Below are 16,798 nucleotides of genomic sequence, written 5' to 3'. Positions count from 1 at the left end.
GGCACCACCTACAAGAAGGATACGTTGGATGTTTGTCATCATATTTATCAAGTCACTCATCATCGGCGGCCTGGTTGGCGTCGGGGTGGGTGCCGGTGCGGCGCGGATGTTCCACGCCCCGACCGTGCAGGGTATGGGGGCCTTCCGGACTCTCGGCGAACTTAACTCCTGCGAAGGGGATCCCGCCTCCCACTTCTCGTTCGGCCTTGGCTTCTTCTTCAACGCCTGGGCCTCGACCGTAGCAGCAGGCGCCTTCACTCAGGATGTGGATCACCGCATTCTGCCGAACTGGGGTGCAGCGGCTCTGATGGTCAAGAACCGTGATCTTGCCACCACCCTGCACGATCCCAAAAAGATGGCCATCGCCTGCGGCATCATCGGCGCCATCGTGGTTGCCTTCCTCAACAGCACGGCCGCTGCCGTGCCGGCCGCCCTGCAGGTCACCGCGGTCAAGGTGCTGGTGCCCGCTGCCAACCTGCTGGTCAACACCGTCATGCCAGTGATCTTCTGGCTGGCCGCCATCGAGGCGGGCAAAAAATCCGGCTTCTGGGGCACCATCTTCGGCGGCCTGGCCCAGCTCATCATGGGTAATGCGGTACCAGGGCTGGTACTGGGTATCCTGATCGGCAAAGGGGTGGAAGAGAGCGGCTGGAACCACGTCACCAAAGTGATGATGACCGCCATCGTGCTGCTGTTCGTGCTGAGCGGCTTCTTCCGCGGCTTTGACATGCAACTGATTGAGTCCTTCCACCTGGGTGTTCCCCTGTGGCTGGAAAACGTCCATCACCTGCTGATGCGGTAAATAAGGGGTTACACCATGGATGAGAAATTGAAAAACAACTTCTGGTATGCCGACTGGTCATTCCCCATCTTCGTGGGTCTGCTCTCCGCCGGGATCTTTGCCGGAACCCACATGTTCTACCTGTACGGCGTCGGTGCCTTCAACGAGGTGGCTTTCGTTGCCATGCTCAAAGCCGGAATGGACACAGGTGCCTACGGTGCGGTCGCGGCATTCGGTGCCAGCTTCCTGTTCGCCCGCATCATTGAGGGCTCTCTGGTTGGCATCCTTGATATCGGTGGCGCCCTCCAGACCGGTGTTGGGCTGGGAGTCCCCGCCCTGCTGCTGGGTGCTGGCATCGTCTATCCGGTGGAGAACTTCGGCGCCTCGCTGGCAACCGGCATGGGGATTGGTCTGGCCATCGGCTACATCATCATTCTGGCGCGCAAGTTCACCATCAACCAGAGCAACTCCACTTACGGTGCTGACGTGATGATGGGAGCTGGCAACAGCTCTGGCCGCTTCCTCGGCCCACTCATCATCCTCTCCGCCATGGGCGCCTCCATTCCCATCGGTATCGGTTCCCTGCTGGGTGCGCTGCTGTTCTACGTGTGGGGCAAGCCCATCACCGGTGGCGCCATTCTGGGAGCCATGCTGCTGGGCACCTTCTTCCCGGTCGCACTTGTGTAAGTACCAGCCGCCCTGCGGGGCGGCTCGCCAGAGGTTATCAGCATGTACGACATCATCATCAGAGCCGGGCGCCAGGGAGATGGCCAGCTCGTCGATATTGCCATCAAGGAGGGCAAAATCGTCGCCATCGGCTCCCTGCCGGAGACCGCAACGGCCCAGCAGGTCCTGGATCTCGGCGGCCGGGTGCATGTGAGCGCTGGCTGGATCGATGGCCACACCCACTGCTACCCCGCCTCCCCCATCTATCACGATGAGCCGGACAAGGTGGGCGTAGAGTCCGGCGTCACCACCGTGATCGACGCCGGCAGCACCGGAGCCGACGATGTGGATGACTTCCAGCAGATCGCTGCGGGCTGCAAGACCCGGGTGCATGCCCTGCTCAACATCTCCCGCATCGGTCTGCTACGCCAGAACGAGCTGGCGGATAGCCGGGACCTCGATATGGATCTCGCCTCGGCAGCCATTCGTCGCCACCCCGATTTTATTGTCGGCATCAAGGCGAGGATGAGCGGCAGCGTGGTCGGAGAAAACGGTCTGCAACCGCTGCGCATGGCCAAGGCCCTGCAACAGGCTCACGGCCAGCTGCCGATGATGGTGCACGTGGGCAACACGCCGCCGGATCTGGACGAGATAGTTGCCCTGCTGGGGGATGGCGATCTGCTGACCCACTGCTTCAATGGCAAACCGAACCGCATTCTGACCCCGGCTGGCGAGCTGCGTCAGGCGGTGCGCGAGGCGATGCAGCGGGGCCTTTTGCTCGACATCGGCCACGGCGGCGCCAGCTTCAGCTTCGAGGTGGCGGAGCTGGCCATTGCCCAAGGGATCCTGCCCCGCACCATCAGCTCCGACATCTACTGCAAGAACCGCATCAAGGGGCCGGTCTACAGTCTGGCCCACGTGATGTCGAAGTTTCTCGCCATCGGCATGACGCTGGAGCAGGTGATCGCCTGCGTCACCCATCAGGCCGCCGATGCCCTGCGCCTTTCCGGCAAGGGGCGGCTCGAGGTGGGCGCCGATGCCGACCTGACCCTGTTCGAGGTCACCAGCGGCCCGACCCTGTTTATGGATACCGAAGCCCAGTCCCGCAGCGGTGACCAACAACTGCAGCCTCTCGCCGCCCTGGTCGGTGGCGAACTGGTTCTGACTCACTATGGGAAATCACACCATGCCTTCTGTTTATGAGAAATATCAGCTCAAACCGGTGATCAACGCCTCCGGGCGCATGACCATTCTCGGCGTCTCCACCCCCGAGCAGGAGGTGGTCGATGCGGTCAATTTTGGCCTCGGCCACTACTTCGAGGTCAAGGATCTGGTCAACAAGACCGGCGCCTATCTGGCTGGTTTACTGGATGTGGAAGATGCGGTGGTGGTCTCCTGCGCCAGCGCCGGCATCGCCCAGTCAGTCGCCGCCATGATAGTGCGCGGCGACCCCTATCGCCTTGAGCACCTGCATGCCCATCACCATGAGGTGCCGAGTGAAATCGTGCTTCCCAAGGGGCATAACGTCAACTTCGGCGCCCCGGTCGGCACCATGGTCAATCTGGGTGGCGGCAAAGTAGTGGAAGCCGGTTACGCCAACGAGTGCTCCCCTTCCCAGCTGGCAGCCGCCATCAATGCCAACACAGCAGCCATCCTCTACATCAAGTCCCACCACTGCGTGCAGAAGAGCATTCTGTCGGTGGCAGAAGCCGCCGAGGTCGCCAGGGCCCACGGGCTCCCGCTCATCGTCGATGCGGCTGCCGAAGAGGATTTGCGCCTCTACTACAACCAGGGGGCGGACCTGGTCATCTACAGCGGCGCCAAGGCCATTGAAGGGCCCACCAGCGGGCTGGTAGTTGGCAAGCGTCAGTACGTGGAGTGGGTCAAACAGCAGGCCAATGGCATCGGTCGCGCCATGAAGGTGGGCAAGGAGGGGATCCTCGGCCTGACCCACGCCATCGAGCGCTATCTGGTCAAAGAGAAAGAGAGCGGCGCCGCCATGGTCGCCAAGATGAGCCCCTTTATCGAGCGCCTAAACCAGCTGCCCGGCGTCACCGCCAAGGTGGCATGGGACAGCGCAGGACGTGACATCGCCCGCACCGATATCGCCTTTGACCACCAGCAGATCGGCATGACCACAGTGCAGGTTGTCACCCGTCTGCAACAGGGCACGCCTGCCATCTACTGTCGTGGCTACAAGGCCAACGAGGGGCATATCGAGATCGATGTGCGCAGCGTCACCGTGCCCCAGCTCGACCAAATCCACTCCGCCATTGCCAACCTCGTTCAGGAGAATCGCTGATGTCCCTTACCCCCAACTACTACCGTGATCGGGTCTGTCTCAACGTGCTGGCAGGTTCCAAGGAGAATGCCGTCGAGGTGTACGACGCAGCTGAAGGCCACGTGCTGGTCGGTGTGCTCTCCAAAAACTACCCGGATATTCCCTCCGCAGTTGCCGATATGAAGGAGTACGCCAAGCTTATCGACAACGCCCTCTCCATCGGGCTGGGCGCCGGGGATCCGCGCCAATCGGCCATGGTGGCCGAACTGGCCTGCCAGTTGCAGCCCCAGCACGTCAATCAGGTGTTCACCGGTGTCGGCGCCAGCCGGGCGCTGCTCGGCCAGTCACAAACGCTGGTGAATGGGCTGATCTCCCCTACCGGCAGGCCGGGCATGGTGAAGATCTCCACCGGTCCACTCAGCGCCGGGCAGCCGGATGGCATCGTGCCCATCGATACCGCCATTGCCCTGCTCAAGGACATGGGCGGCAGCTCGGTCAAGTTCTTCCCCATGGGTGGACTGGCCTGCCGCGACGAGTATCAGGCAGTGGCCGAGGCTTGTGCCCGCAACAACTTCTGGCTGGAGCCCACCGGCGGCATCGATCTGGAGAACTTCGAGGAGATAGTGCGGATTGCGCTGGACGCCGGAGTCGAGAAGGTGATCCCGCACGTCTACAGCTCCATCATCGACAGCGCGAGCGGGCACACTCGCCCCGAGGATGTGCGGACTCTGCTGGCCATAGTGAAACGACTGTTGGCCTGATGGCAGCAGTCACGGGCGCCGGTTTAATCACTGACCGGTGCCTGGCTTGTTGATGACCCACTTGTTAACATCGACCCTTTATCTCGCAACAGGAGTCTTGCATACCCTCTATGATCAAGCTGCCACACCCCAGGCTCCATCAACTGCTGATCCAGCTCCATGCCGAACCGCTGCCACAGGAGGAGCTGGCTCGCCGCCTCAATGTCTCCACCCGCACGGTGCGCACCGATGTGGCGACCCTCAACGAACTGATTGCCACGCACGGTGCTCACCTAATCCACCAGCGTGGCAGCGGCTACCAGCTGAAAATCTACAATCAGGGACTGTTCGACGCTCTGCTGGCGGCCCAGGGTCAGGATAGCGGCCTGCCACGCACCAGCCGCGAGCGGGTGCTGCACCTGCAGATCCTGCTATTGACGGCAGAGCAGGGGATCAAGCTCGATGAGCTGGCTGATACCTGGTATCTGAGCCGGGCGGCACTGCAGGGGGATATGGCGGAAGTCCGTGAGCAACTCAGCCACTTCAGGCTCAGTGTCGAGAGCAAACCCCGCCTGGGGATGCGCATTCAGGGGGAGGAGACGGCGATCCGGGCCTGTTTGACCCAACTGCTCTATCAGGAATTGCTGCACAACAACCAGTTGCAAACCCTGCTACCCAATCTCTGCCCCAGCAAGACGATGGAGGTAGTGGGCAATCATATCCATGCCCAGCTTGCCCGACATCAGCTGCGTCTCGCTGACGAGAGCCTGCAGCAGCTCGCCATCTACTGCGCCGTTGCCCTGCTGCGTCAGGCATCCGGTCACGAGTTGCGCCACTTCGCCAGCGAGGACCTGACTCTACCGCTGCTGGCAGTATCTCGCGATATATATGCGGCATTGCCAACCCTGACGCCCCCCGTAGAGGACGAGATCGCCGGTCTCGGTATCCAGATCCAGGCGCGCCTGATTGCCGATACTCCCCAGCTCAGCCCGGCAATGGCCGCCGAGAGCGAACAGCTGGTGGAACATCTGCTGACCTACATTCATCAACACTACCCTTACGACCTGCGAGACGACCAACAGCTGCGGGCCGACCTGCAAACCCATATCAGCGCCATGCTGCTACGGGTCAAATACCAGATTGGCAACCACAACCCGCTGGCCGATCACATCAAGCAGTACTACCCCCTCGCCTATGACATCACGTTGGCGGCCATTTCGGAGTGGATCAAGCAGACCCCCTACCGGCTGACCCACCACGAGATCGGCTATCTGGTGATCCATATCGGGGTCGGGCTGGAGCGCCATTACGATATCGGCTACACCCGCCGCCCGCAGGCGCTATTGCTTTGCGATGCGGGCAACGCCACCTTCCGGGTGCTGGAAGCACGCATCAAGCGGGAGTATCCCCAGTTGCAGCTGACCACGCTTGAATCGGTGCGGGATTATGAAGGACTGGCGCAGATCGCGCAGGACTTTGTCATCAGTACCGTCAAGGTGAACGAAAAAAACGCCCCCGTGGTACTCGTTGCCCCCTTCCCGACCCAATACCAGCTGGAGCAGCTTGGCAAGCTGGTGCTGATCGACCGCACCCGCCCCTACATGCTCGACAAATATTTCGATGCCGACCACTTCATGGTGGTCAAAGAACCCCTTACCCAGGCCGAACTGTTTGCCCGCATCTGTGATCAGCTGGAAGCGGAAGATCTGGTGGAGAGCGGCTTCAGAGCCTCACTGCAGGAGCGGGAGCGGATTGTCTCCACCATGTTGGGAGAAGGGATTGCCCTGCCCCACTCCCTCGGTCTGCTGGCGCGCCGCACTCTGGTTTACACCGTGCTGGCCCCGCAGGGGATTGACTGGGGGAGTGGTGAAATCGCAACGCTCATCTTCGTGCTGGCCATCAGCAAGGCCGACTACGAGGAGGCGATGGGTCTCTACGACCTGTTTCTGGCACTGATGAACGAAAAAGCCAGCAGGAATCTGCTGGCTTGTCGGGATTTTGCCAGCTTCAAAGCGCTGGCGCGTACCGGTTCATAACATAAAACGAGGAGTAACTACTCCTCATTGAAGCCGGAGGTGAACAGCTCCACCACGGCGGCCAGGGCCTCGACCTCTTCGGGCCCCTCAACCTGTACTTCCACCTGCCGCCCTTGCGCAGAATCCAGCATCAGCAGGCCGATGATGCTGTCAGCATCGGCTTCCACACCATCTTCATTGCGCAGCAGTACGTGGGCATCGAATCCCTGCACCAACTCGAACAGCATCATGGCCGGTCTGGCATGAATACCCAGCTTGTTTTTCACTTCAACCGAGGCGGAAACAGTCATCGGGTCGTCCTATTGGTCCGTCAGGATTGGGGGGCACTCTTGTCGAGAGTGCGGTGGCGGATCTGCACGTTCTTACCAAGCAGGCGGAACGCGCTGGCCAGCCGCTCTGCAATAAAGACCGAGCGGTGCTGACCACCGGTACAACCGATGCCAACCGTGAGGTAGCTGCGATTGTTGCGCTCCAGATGGGGCAACCAGGTCACCAGCATGTTTTCGATCTGCTGGGTAAAAAGCATCACGTCAGCTTGTGCCGAGAGATAGTTGGCGACTGGCTCATCCTTGCCGGTAAACGGCTTGAGTTCGGGGATCCAGTGCGGGTTAGGCAGGAAGCGGGCATCGAACACGAAATCGGCATCTTTGGGAATGCCATATTTGAAGCCAAATGACTCGAACACCAGCACCAGCTCGTTCTCTTTCTTGCCAAGCACCCGGGTCTTGATGAGTTCACTCAGGTCATGAATGCTGAGGCTGGTAGTGTCGATGCGCAGGTCAGCGCTCGAGGAGATGGGGGCCAGCAGATTGGTCTCTTCCCGGATCGCCTCGTCCAGCGACAGCTTGTTGCGTGACAGGGGGTGCAGGCGGCGACTCTCGCCATAACGCTTGAGCAGAGTTGTATTGTCTGCATCGAAGAAGAAACTGGAAAACTCCACCCGCCCTTCATTGCGCACCTGAGCCAGCAGATTTTCCAGTTTCTCCGGATCGCTAGGCAGGTTGCGTACATCGATACTGACCGCCAGCTTGTCATACTGGCTCTCGACCGAGACAATCAGCTGGGGCAGCAGATTGACCGGCAGGTTGTCCACACAGTAGTAACCCAGATCTTCCAGCACTCGCAGGGCTACCGTTTTGCCGGAGCCCGAGCGACCACTTACCACGATTAACTGCATCTTGTTCCCTCACGCCAAAACGGGTGTCTCATCCTTGGCCTGCTGTCAGGCCGAGGTCATGATCTGATAGAGCTCTTCGTCACTGCTTGCCTGACGCAACTGGCGGCATACCGCCTTGTCACCAAGCTTGGAAGCCATCAGAGAAAGGGTCTTGAGATGCTGCTTGCACTCGCTTTCCGGCACCAGCAAAGCAAATAGCAGGTCAACCGGTTGATTGTCGATGGCGTCGAAAGGAATAGGGTCGGCAAAGGTCATCAGGATCGCGGTTGGCGGGAATTGATCGTCTATGCGACCATGGGGGATCGCGATACCGGCACCGATCCCGGTGCTGCCCATTTTTTCGCGGGCCAGCAAACATTCAAACAACGCCTGACGGGAGGTGCCAAGACGTTCGGCGGCCAGCTCACTGATGATTTCGAGGGCGCGTTTCTTGCTGGTACAAGGGACTGCACTCTTGGTGCAGTCCCGACTCAGTATGTGTTCAAGTTGCATGGTTATTTTTTATTTAACTTATCTTTGTGCTTGATAATCTGCCTGTCCAGCTTGTCGAGCAAGGTGTCTATCGCAGCATACATATCGGCATGTTCAGAGTTGGCAAACACTTCGCCGCCACTGACGTGCAATTTGGCTTCCGCTATCTGGTTCAGTTTTTCCACGCTAAGCACCACATGAACATTGTTAATGTGGTCGAAGTGACGCTCGAGTTTGGCAAATTTGTTATTCACATAATCACGCAGAGCTTCGGTGATCTCGACATGGTGTCCGGTCAGGTTAATTTGCATAACATCATCCTTTTGTTTTGCCTAAACCAGGCGTTTGCGCTGATTGGAAGGTGGGATAAACAAGGATTCGCGATACTTAGCGATCGTGCGTCTCGCCACCATAATACCCTGTTCGGCCAGCAAATCCGCGATCTTGCTATCACTTAACGGCTTGGCAGGATTCTCTGCCGTGACCAGCTTCTTGATGAGCGCGCGAATTGCGGTCGATGAGCACTCTCCTCCTCCTTCGGTGTTCACATGGCTGGAGAAAAAAAACTTCAATTCGAAGATACCACGGGGGGTATGCATGTACTTCTGGGTCGTCACCCGAGAGATGGTCGACTCATGCATCTCCACCGCTTCGGCGATGTCATTGAGCACCATGGGCTTCATCGCTTCTTCACCATACTCGAAAAAGCCCTGTTGCTGCTCGACAATACAACTGGCCACTTTCAGCAGGGTGTCATTGCGACTTTCCAGGCTCTTGATGAACCACTTGGCTTCCTGCAAATGGGAGCGGATAAACTGGGTGTCGGTGCTGCTGCGGGCATTGCGGACCATAGCAGCATAGGTCTCGTTGACCCGGATACGGGGGGAGGAGTCGGGATTGAGCTCGACCACCCACTTACTGCCCTTTTTGATCACGGAGACATCCGGGATCACATACTGCGAATCACTCTGGATGATGCCGTTGCCGGGGCGCGGCTCCAGCAGCTGGATCAGGTCCAGCACCTCCTTGAGATCGCCCTCCTTGAGTTTGGTCTTGCGAGCCAGGGTGCGGTAATCCCGGTTGCCGAGCAGCTCCATGTGCTCGAGGATCACCTCTTTGGCCTCGTTGAGCCAGGGGGTCTGCGGGTCATACTGATCCAGCTGGATCAGCAAACACTCCTGCACAGAGCGGGCAGCAATGCCGACCGGATCGAAATGCTGCACCCGCTTGAGCACTGCCTCGACCTCATCGAGCTCCACCTCTACGTCATCGCTGGTGACGGCAGCCTGGATATCCTCCAGCGCAACGGTCAGATAACCCGATTCGTCGATGGCATCGATGATGGCGAGCGCGATGGCGGCATCCACATCGCTGAACGGGGTAAGGCGCATCTGCCACAGCAGATAATCCTGCAGGTTTTCGGTGGTTTCACCCTGATAGACGCTATCTTCCCCATCGTGGATGGGGCCAGCGCTCTGGGCGGTGCCGGCAGAGTAAACCTCGTCCCAGGTGGTATCCACCGGCAACTCGTCCGGCATCTGCTCCTGAGCCATGGCCTCACTGGAATCCATCTGACTGGCATCAACCACCGCTTCCGGGCTGGTCTCTTGCGCCTCGCTCTCTTCCTGCTCCAGCAGAGGGTTATTTTCGAGCGCTTGCTGAATTTCCTGCTGAAGTTCCAGTGTGGAGAGCTGGAGCAGACGAATCGCTTGTTGTAATTGCGGCGTCATGGTCAGGGACTGACCGAGACGCAACTGTAATGTCGGCTTCATCTACGTCGGGATATCCTTATGTTCAGCGAGGCTCTCGGCAAAGGCAAAGAAGGCATGCTCCCTTACTATAGACTGAATTGATCGCCCAAATAGACGCGCTTGACCTGTTCATCGGCGAGGATATCAGCCGGGGCACCTTCGGCAATCATTTTGCCGTGGCTGACGATATAGGCCTTCTCACATACATCCAGAGTCTCTCTGACGTTGTGGTCGGTAATCAAGACGCCAAGGCCCCTATCTTTCAGATGCTGAATGATCTTCTTGATGTCTATCACAGAAATCGGGTCAACCCCGGCAAAGGGCTCATCCAGCAGAATAAAACGTGGTTCGGCCGCCAGCGCACGGGCAATCTCGACCCTGCGACGCTCACCGCCGGAGAGGCTTTGACCCAGGCTGTCACGAATGTGAGTGATGTTGAACTCTTCCAGCAGCTGCTGAACCTTGTCCTCACGCTCCTCACGACTCAACCCCTTGCGGGTCTGCATCACCCCCATCAGGTTGTCGAACACCGACAGGCGACGGAAGATGGAAGCCTCTTGCGGCAGGTAACCGATGCCGTTGCGAGCACGCACATGCATGGGCTGCAGACTGATATCCTGATCGTCGATGGTAATGAGACCGGCATCGCGCTGTACCAGCCCTACGATCATGTAAAACGAAGTAGTCTTGCCCGCCCCGTTGGGGCCGAGCAGGCCCACAATCTGACCGGTGCCCACCTCAAGACTGACGTCACTCACCACCATGCGGCGCTTGTAGCTCTTCTGCAGGCCCACTGCCTTTAACACTGCCATGGCTTATTTTCCCTGCTTCTGCTGGTCGGCGGGCTTGTCGAAATTCTCTACCTGATCCGGCAGGAACACGGTCTTGACCCGCTGACTCGGGCTCTTGCTCTCGGCAATCATCTGCTGTTTGACGATGTCATAGCGGATCAGATCACCATTAACCTGGCTATCTTCCTGCTTGAGTTGACCGTTGCCGGTGATGGTCACCAGCCGGTTCTTCAGCTCATAGCGGATGGTGTTGCCGTGGGCATTGACCGGCTTGCCATTATCCAGGATCTGGAAGAAGGTGGCGGGTTTGCCGTAGGCAGTCATTACCTCGGCCCCTTTCTCACCGGAACGGGTCACGACCACCTTGTCGGCCTTGATCCGGATAGTCCCCTGATTGATGGTCACGTCCTCTTCGAAGGTGATGCGGTTATCCTGCATCTCGGCCACCTGTTTGACGGCATCAACGTAGACCTTCTCGGCAAAGTCGGACTCTTTGGCAGTCACCGCACCACACAACAACAGGGCTGCGAGGGCCAGATTAGCGTTTTTCATTGAAATAAATGGCATGGCCTTGATCCAGTAACTCAAAATATTTGCGGTCCAGATGGCCCTTAAGGCCAACCCCTTGGGTCTGGAAATCCTGACCCAGAATCTTCACTTCCCGGTTGCTGCGCACATCTTGTGTCACCAGATCCAGCTCCAGATAGGGAGTATCCAGCGTGGAGATAAAGGCGGTGGGCAGCAGACCAGCCAGATGCACCTTGTCCCGCAGGATCACGTTGTCATCTGTATTGAGCACACCGGTTTCAGCGGTGACTTTCCACTCGGCGGCACCCTGATCGTCATATAAATAGACTACCGGCTTGTCGAAGGTGGCCTGCTCGAGGATTTGGTAATACTCGGCGTAGGTCGCTTCCAGCCGTTCGGTGCGTTTGCCATTGATATCAAAACGGGTGGTCACCAAATCTTTGGCGACAAAATCCGGCTGATAGTTTTCGATTTTGACGGCGCTCTCCGGCACCAGCTCAACCTTGCCCAACTGCCAGGCAACCAGCGCGACCAGAAACAGCAGGGCAAACAACAGGGTCTGTCTGCTCATACCGAGGCCTCGGGCTGATAATCGTCGTGGCCCTGCGCCTGCAAAATGAGGTCACACACCTCGCGCACCGCGCCCATGCCACCGCCAAGCCGGGTCACCATATCGGCACGGCTCAACACCAGCGGATGAGCATCGGCCACCGCGATACCCAGGCCGCAGGCGGCCATCACCGGCAGATCGATGGTGTCATCGCCCATATAGGCAGCCTGCTCCGGGCTCAGCCCCAGCTTGGCCAGCAACGCCTCGAAATGAGGCAGCTTTTTATCAGCCCCCTGCACCACGTGAGCCACACCCAGGCTTTTCATCCGATCGCTGACGATACGGGAGTTGCGCCCGGTGATGATGGCGATCTCGATCCCGGCATTGAGCAGCGCCCGCATGCCCGCACCATCGCGGGTACAGAAGGTTTTCAGCTCTTCGCCGCTGTTTCCCATGTAGATGAGACCGTTGGAGAGCACCCCGTCCACATCGCACACCAGCAGGCGGATTTGCGCCGCCTTGTCGAACTGGCTGCGCGTCACCGGACCATAGAGGGTCGGTACGTTTTGCATCAAATTACTCCGGCTTTCAGCAGGTCGTGCATGTTGAAGGCGCCGAGCGGGCGCTTCTCTTCATCCACTACCAGTAATCCGTTGATTTTTCTCGTTTCCATCAGCTTGACGGCTTCTGCCGCCATCATCTCCGGGCCTACGGTAACACAGTTGGCCGTCATCACACGGCTGATGGGGGTGTGATGGATATCGATCTGCTGGTCGAGAATGCGGCGCAGGTCGCCGTCGGTAAAGAGCCCGGCCAGCAGGCCATTGTCATCGACCACCGCCGTCATGCCGAGCCCTTTGCGGCTCACTTCCAGCAGCGCCTGGCTGATGGTGGCATCTATCCCCACCCGGGGCAACAGCTCGCCGCGGTGCATCAGGTCGCCGACCCGCAGCAACAACCGCTTGCCAAGAGAGCCGCCCGGGTGAGAGAGGGCGAAGTCATCGGCGGTAAAACCGCGCGCTTCCAGCAGGGCGACCGCCAGGGCATCTCCCATCACCAGGGTTGCCGTGGTACTGGAAGTAGGTGCCAGACCCAGCGGGCAAGCCTCTTTCTCCACCTTGATGCACAGGTGCACGTTGGCCTCTTTGGCCATGGTGGAGGCGGGATTGCCGGTCATGCAGATGAGCGGAATGCCGCGGCGCTTGAGCACCGGCAGCAGGGCCAGGATTTCGTCGCTCTCACCGGAGTTGGAGATAGCGATGATAAGGTCGCCGCTGGAGATCATCCCCAGATCACCGTGACTCGCTTCCCCCGGGTGGAGGAAGAAAGCCGGGGTGCCGGTACTGGCGAGGGTAGCGGCGATCTTGCTGCCGATATGGCCCGACTTGCCCATGCCGGTGACCACTATCTTGCCACCGCAGCGCAGCACCATCTCGCACGCCTTGTCGAAGGCGTCGTTCAGATACTGGTAGAGTCCATCAATGGCTTGCTTTTCGGTGTCCAGCACCGCACGGGCACTGCGACGAAAATCGAACAGTTCAGACACTTTCTCAGGCTTTACAGACATAAAGGCACAGCTCCGGGCCGAAATTAGCTGCGGGATTATAAAAAAGTCTGCCCGGATAAGCGAATCGGATGGCAACTCCCGCTCCCAATGACGCACTTTGTTACAGAAAACTGTCGTGCAAATAGGCTGGCAGCCTGTTCAATAGTTGTTCCTTGATGTTGCTTAGACCTAGACTAGCCCATAAAATTCGCACCTCATTTACACCGGATGGACAATTGTTTGAACAATGACCTGATCACCATCTCCGATCTGACCTTCAGTCACGGAGATCGGCTGTTGTATGACGGGATCAACCTGACCATTCCTCGTGGCAAGGTGACCGCCGTCATGGGCCCGAGCGGCATCGGTAAAACCACCCTGCTGCGGCTGATCGGTGGCCAGCTCAAGCCGGAGTCCGGTCAGATTCTGTTTGACGGGGAGGATATCCCCACCCTCTCCCGTTCGCGCCTCTATGAAGTGCGCAAGCGGATGAGCATGCTGTTCCAGAGCGGCGCCCTGTTTACCGGCATGACGGTCTACGACAACGTAGCCTTCCCACTGCGGGAGCACTCAGGCCTGCCGGAGGAGCTGATCCACACCATCGTCATGATGAAGCTGCAGGCGGTGGGCTTGCGCGGCGCGGCGAAACTGATGCCCTCCGAGCTCTCCGGCGGCATGGCGCGCCGGGCGGCGCTGGCTCGGGCCATCGCCCTTGACCCCGATCTCATCATGTATGACGAGCCGTTCGTCGGGCAGGATCCCATCACCATGGCGGTGCTGGTCAAGCTGATCAAGGAGCTGAACGATGCCCTCGGCATCACCTCTGTCATCGTCACTCACGATGTGAACGAGGTGCTGAGCATCGCCGATTACGCCTACATCATTGCCAATCGTAAAGTCGTAGCGCACGGCACCCCGGATCAGCTGCGCGAGGAGCACAATCCCGAAGTCGAGCAGTTCCTCAAAGGATTGCCCGATGGTCCTGTTCCGTTTCATTTTCCGGCAGGCGATCTGCTACAGGATCTCTGATGTTGATAAATCAAATAAGCAAGCTGGGGCGGGTCGGAGTGCACTTCATCAGCTCCGTCGGCCGCGCCACCATCATGTTGTTTCATGCGCTGGTGGGCAAACCCGAGCCGCGCAAGCACTTCCCGCTGCTGGTGCAGCAGCTCTATGTAGTGGGCGTGCAGTCGGTAGCCATCATTCTGGTCTCCGGCCTGTTTATCGGCATGGTGCTCTCGCTGCAGGGTTACAACGTATTGAAGGATTTTGGCGCCGAGCAGAGTCTGGGGCCGCTGGTCTCCCTCTCCCTGCTGCGGGAGCTGGGCCCTGTGGTCACGGCACTGCTGTTTGCTGGCCGTGCCGGTTCAGCCCTGACCGCTGAAATTGGCTTGATGAAGGCCACCGAACAGCTTTCAAGCCTCGAGATGATGGCAGTCGACCCGCTGCGCCGGGTGGTTGCCCCCCGTTTCTGGGCTGGCGTCATCAGCATGCCGCTGCTGGCCTTTATGTTCAGCCTGATCGGCATCTTCGGCGGCAAACTGGTCGGTGTAGACTGGCTCGGCGTAGACGAAGGGGGCTTCTGGTCTGCCATGCAAGCCTCCGTCGATTGGGGTGAAGACATCATGCAGGGCGCCATCAAGAGCCTGATCTTCGCCCTGGTGGTTACCTGGATTGCGCTCTTTAACGGTTATGATGCCAAGCCGACCTCGGCCGGGATCAGTCAGGCCACGACCCGTACCGTGGTCCACTCATCCCTCGCCGTGCTCGGCCTGGATTTTATACTCACTGCAGTCATGTTTGGATAAGGTAAAGATGAAGTTCAGCAAAGTAGAATTCCTGGTCGGCACCTTCATGCTGGCTGGCATCGGTGCCATTCTGGCACTGGCCCTGCAAGTGGCCGGTTTGAGCTTCAAACCGGAAGGAGAAACCTATACCCTGCGCGCGCATTTCGATAATATCGGCGGCCTGAAAGTCCGTTCACCGGTCAAGGTCGGCGGCGTGGTGGTCGGTCGGGTCAGCGACATCGTACTGGACCCGAAAACCCAGGTGCCCGAAGTGACCCTGATGATGCAAAAGAGCGCGGGTGAGTTCGCCGATACCAGTTCCCTCTCCATCCTCACCTCCGGTCTGCTCGGCGAGCAGTACATCGGTCTGGCCCCCGGCTTCAGCGATGAGGAGATGGGCACCGAGATGCTCAAGGATGGCGACCTGATTGAAGACACCAAATCTGCCATCGTGCTGGAAGACCTGATTGGCAAGTTCCTCTACAGCCAATCCCCCGACAGCAAATCAGACAGCAAGAAGGAGTAATCATGTTCAAGAAAATCGCCCTGCTGCTGGGTCTGATGACCAGCATGCTCTTTTCCCTGTCTGCCCAGGCCGCAGTCGATGCCACCGACCCCAACGCGCTGGTGGATCAGGCTGCCAAGCAGACCTTTGCCCGCCTGAAGGCCGATCAGGCCCAAGTGAAGAGCAATCCGGATCACCTGCGGGTGATCATCCGCGAAGAGCTGTTGCCCTATGTGGACAACCGCTTCGCCGCCTACAAGGTACTTGGCAACCAGATCAAGCAGACTACCCCTGCCCAGCGTGACGCCTTTGTCGAGGTGTTCACCGAGTACATGGTGAGCTCATATGCCGATGCGCTGGCCCATTTTGACAAGCAGACCGTCAAGGTCGAGCCGGGCAAAGCCCCCAGCGGCAACATCACTGCCGTCAACGTCAGCGTGAAAGAGGCCGGCAAGCCGGACATCTCCCTCGAATTCAAGCTACGCAAGAACAACAAGACCGGTGAGTGGAAAGCCTTTGATATGGTGGCAGAGGGGATCAGCCTGCTCTCCGCCAAACAGAGCGAGCTCGGCGGTTTGATCCGCCAGAATGGCATCGATGCAGTGATCGCCCAGCTGCGCGAGCACAACGCCAAGCCGCTGGTGCTAAAATCATGACCCTCTGCGGTGAGCTGCAGGCGCCACAGGTCAATGACCTGTGGCAACGCCGCACCGAATGGTGGCAGCACGAACGCCTCGAACTTGGCGACGTCACCACCCTCGACTCTGCCGGACTGGCCCTGCTGGTCAAATGGGCCAAAGCCGTATTAGCGCGAGGCGCCACACCGCAACTGGTGGGCGCCTCCAGCGACTTCTATACCCTGGCCAACCTCTACGGTGTGGCCGATTTGTTTCACTCAACCCCGCTCACAACTGAGGACGCATAATGCAAGTCTCTGAAATTGAAGCGATACTCCTTGAGGCTCTGCCATTGTCTGAAGTCCATGTCAAAGGGGACGGTAGTCACTACCAAGTGATCGCCGTCGGTGACATGTTTGACGGCATGAGCCGGGTCAAGAAGCAGCAGGCCATCTATGCCCCGTTGATGGACAAGATCGCCAGCAACGCCATTCACGCCCTCTCCATCAAGGCGTTCACCGACGCCGAGTGGAAACGCGAACGTAAATTCCTAATGCCCTCCTGATTTGGT

Annotated in this window: 22 protein-coding genes; 12 read left to right on the top strand and 10 right to left on the bottom strand. The window is 58.8% G+C overall.

Annotated elements, in window-relative coordinates:
- Nucleotides 1–28 precede the first annotated feature (28 nt).
- From BN1117_RS07815 to BN1117_RS07790, 6 genes are all read left to right on the top strand, one after another.
- Complete coding sequence (locus tag BN1117_RS07815; RefSeq protein ID WP_040096285.1) at nt 29–802, top strand: DUF4311 domain-containing protein; 774 nt, start codon at nt 29–31, stop codon at nt 800–802.
- A 15-nt stretch (nt 803–817) separates the two neighbouring features.
- Nucleotides 818–1,468: a DUF4310 family protein gene (locus BN1117_RS07810; protein ID WP_040096283.1), complete on the top strand. Its 651-nt coding sequence runs from the start codon at nt 818–820 to the stop codon at nt 1,466–1,468.
- A 42-nt stretch (nt 1,469–1,510) separates the two neighbouring features.
- On the top strand, nt 1,511–2,650 hold the full coding sequence (locus BN1117_RS07805; protein ID WP_040096282.1) for an amidohydrolase/deacetylase family metallohydrolase: 1,140 nt from the start codon (nt 1,511–1,513) through the stop codon (nt 2,648–2,650).
- Nucleotides 2,634–3,749 (top strand): DgaE family pyridoxal phosphate-dependent ammonia lyase, encoded by a 1,116-nt coding sequence (locus BN1117_RS07800; protein WP_040096280.1) that lies wholly within the window; start codon nt 2,634–2,636, stop codon nt 3,747–3,749. The genes BN1117_RS07805 and BN1117_RS07800 overlap by 17 nt, the downstream gene beginning before the upstream one ends.
- Nucleotides 3,749–4,489 (top strand): 2-dehydro-3-deoxy-phosphogluconate aldolase, encoded by a 741-nt coding sequence (gene dagF / locus BN1117_RS07795; RefSeq protein ID WP_040096278.1) that lies wholly within the window; start codon nt 3,749–3,751, stop codon nt 4,487–4,489. The genes BN1117_RS07800 and dagF overlap by 1 nt, the downstream gene beginning before the upstream one ends.
- Before the next feature lie 110 nt (nt 4,490–4,599).
- On the top strand, nt 4,600–6,504 hold the full coding sequence (locus BN1117_RS07790) for a BglG family transcription antiterminator (RefSeq protein ID WP_040096276.1): 1,905 nt from the start codon (nt 4,600–4,602) through the stop codon (nt 6,502–6,504).
- A 17-nt stretch (nt 6,505–6,521) separates the two neighbouring features.
- On the opposite strand, the gene npr is transcribed toward BN1117_RS07790, so the two are convergent.
- The 10 genes from npr to BN1117_RS07740 form a co-directional block, all read right to left on the bottom strand.
- Nucleotides 6,522–6,794 carry a PTS phosphocarrier protein NPr gene (gene npr, locus BN1117_RS07785; protein ID WP_005336318.1) on the bottom strand — a complete coding sequence of 91 codons (273 nt, stop codon included), beginning with the start codon at nt 6,792–6,794 and terminating at the stop codon, nt 6,522–6,524.
- Nucleotides 6,795–6,814: 20 nt separating this feature from the next.
- Nucleotides 6,815–7,681: an RNase adapter RapZ gene (rapZ, locus tag BN1117_RS07780; protein ID WP_040096275.1), complete on the bottom strand. Its 867-nt coding sequence runs from the start codon at nt 7,679–7,681 to the stop codon at nt 6,815–6,817.
- Between the two features lie 45 nt (nt 7,682–7,726).
- Nucleotides 7,727–8,173, bottom strand: coding sequence for a PTS IIA-like nitrogen regulatory protein PtsN (ptsN, locus tag BN1117_RS07775; protein WP_040096273.1), 447 nt, complete (start codon nt 8,171–8,173; stop codon nt 7,727–7,729).
- Nucleotides 8,174–8,175: 2 nt separating this feature from the next.
- The gene (gene hpf, locus BN1117_RS07770) at nt 8,176–8,463 is read right to left on the bottom strand and encodes a ribosome hibernation promoting factor (RefSeq protein ID WP_005336323.1); all 288 of its coding nucleotides are present in this window, start codon (nt 8,461–8,463) and stop codon (nt 8,176–8,178) included.
- Nucleotides 8,464–8,484: 21 nt separating this feature from the next.
- On the bottom strand, nt 8,485–9,924 hold the full coding sequence (locus tag BN1117_RS07765; RefSeq protein ID WP_040096271.1) for an RNA polymerase factor sigma-54: 1,440 nt from the start codon (nt 9,922–9,924) through the stop codon (nt 8,485–8,487).
- A gap of 65 nt (nt 9,925–9,989) precedes the next feature.
- Nucleotides 9,990–10,715, bottom strand: a complete 726-nt coding sequence (gene lptB, locus BN1117_RS07760) for an LPS export ABC transporter ATP-binding protein (protein WP_040096270.1) — start codon at nt 10,713–10,715, stop codon at nt 9,990–9,992.
- A gap of 3 nt (nt 10,716–10,718) precedes the next feature.
- Entirely contained in the window at nt 10,719–11,246 is a 528-nt protein-coding gene (lptA, locus tag BN1117_RS07755; RefSeq protein WP_040096268.1) for a lipopolysaccharide transport periplasmic protein LptA, read from the bottom strand.
- Nucleotides 11,233–11,793, bottom strand: coding sequence for an LPS export ABC transporter periplasmic protein LptC (gene lptC / locus BN1117_RS07750; RefSeq protein ID WP_040096266.1), 561 nt, complete (start codon nt 11,791–11,793; stop codon nt 11,233–11,235). Before lptC ends, lptA begins: the two co-directional genes overlap by 14 nt.
- Nucleotides 11,790–12,344, bottom strand: a complete 555-nt coding sequence (kdsC, locus tag BN1117_RS07745; RefSeq protein ID WP_040096265.1) for a 3-deoxy-manno-octulosonate-8-phosphatase KdsC — start codon at nt 12,342–12,344, stop codon at nt 11,790–11,792. The genes lptC and kdsC overlap by 4 nt, the downstream gene beginning before the upstream one ends.
- Entirely contained in the window at nt 12,344–13,339 is a 996-nt protein-coding gene (locus tag BN1117_RS07740) for a KpsF/GutQ family sugar-phosphate isomerase (protein ID WP_040096263.1), read from the bottom strand. The genes kdsC and BN1117_RS07740 overlap by 1 nt, the downstream gene beginning before the upstream one ends.
- Before the next feature lie 207 nt (nt 13,340–13,546).
- Between BN1117_RS07740 and mlaF the strand changes: the two genes are divergently transcribed.
- The 6 genes from mlaF to ibaG are packed head-to-tail and all read left to right on the top strand — an operon-like array spanning nt 13,547 to nt 16,792.
- Nucleotides 13,547–14,347 (top strand): phospholipid ABC transporter ATP-binding protein MlaF, encoded by an 801-nt coding sequence (gene mlaF / locus BN1117_RS07735; RefSeq protein WP_040096261.1) that lies wholly within the window; start codon nt 13,547–13,549, stop codon nt 14,345–14,347.
- Nucleotides 14,347–15,126: a lipid asymmetry maintenance ABC transporter permease subunit MlaE gene (gene mlaE, locus BN1117_RS07730; RefSeq protein ID WP_040096259.1), complete on the top strand. Its 780-nt coding sequence runs from the start codon at nt 14,347–14,349 to the stop codon at nt 15,124–15,126. The genes mlaF and mlaE overlap by 1 nt, the downstream gene beginning before the upstream one ends.
- Nucleotides 15,127–15,133: 7 nt before the next feature.
- The gene (gene mlaD / locus BN1117_RS07725; RefSeq protein ID WP_040096258.1) at nt 15,134–15,631 is read left to right on the top strand and encodes an outer membrane lipid asymmetry maintenance protein MlaD; all 498 of its coding nucleotides are present in this window, start codon (nt 15,134–15,136) and stop codon (nt 15,629–15,631) included.
- 2 nt (nt 15,632–15,633) lie between these two features.
- Nucleotides 15,634–16,266: a phospholipid-binding protein MlaC gene (mlaC, locus tag BN1117_RS07720; RefSeq protein ID WP_040096256.1), complete on the top strand. Its 633-nt coding sequence runs from the start codon at nt 15,634–15,636 to the stop codon at nt 16,264–16,266.
- On the top strand, nt 16,263–16,535 hold the full coding sequence (locus BN1117_RS07715; RefSeq protein ID WP_040096255.1) for an STAS domain-containing protein: 273 nt from the start codon (nt 16,263–16,265) through the stop codon (nt 16,533–16,535). Before mlaC ends, BN1117_RS07715 begins: the two co-directional genes overlap by 4 nt.
- Nucleotides 16,535–16,792: a BolA family iron metabolism protein IbaG gene (gene ibaG, locus BN1117_RS07710; RefSeq protein ID WP_033115468.1), complete on the top strand. Its 258-nt coding sequence runs from the start codon at nt 16,535–16,537 to the stop codon at nt 16,790–16,792. The genes BN1117_RS07715 and ibaG overlap by 1 nt, the downstream gene beginning before the upstream one ends.
- Nucleotides 16,793–16,798 lie beyond the last annotated feature (6 nt).

It is taken from the genome of Aeromonas australiensis (assembly GCF_000819725.1).
GTDB classification, from domain to species: Bacteria; Pseudomonadota; Gammaproteobacteria; order Enterobacterales; family Aeromonadaceae; genus Aeromonas; species Aeromonas australiensis.
Note: the sequence above shows the minus strand (reverse complement) of the source record. Positions and strands in the feature narration are given on the sequence as shown.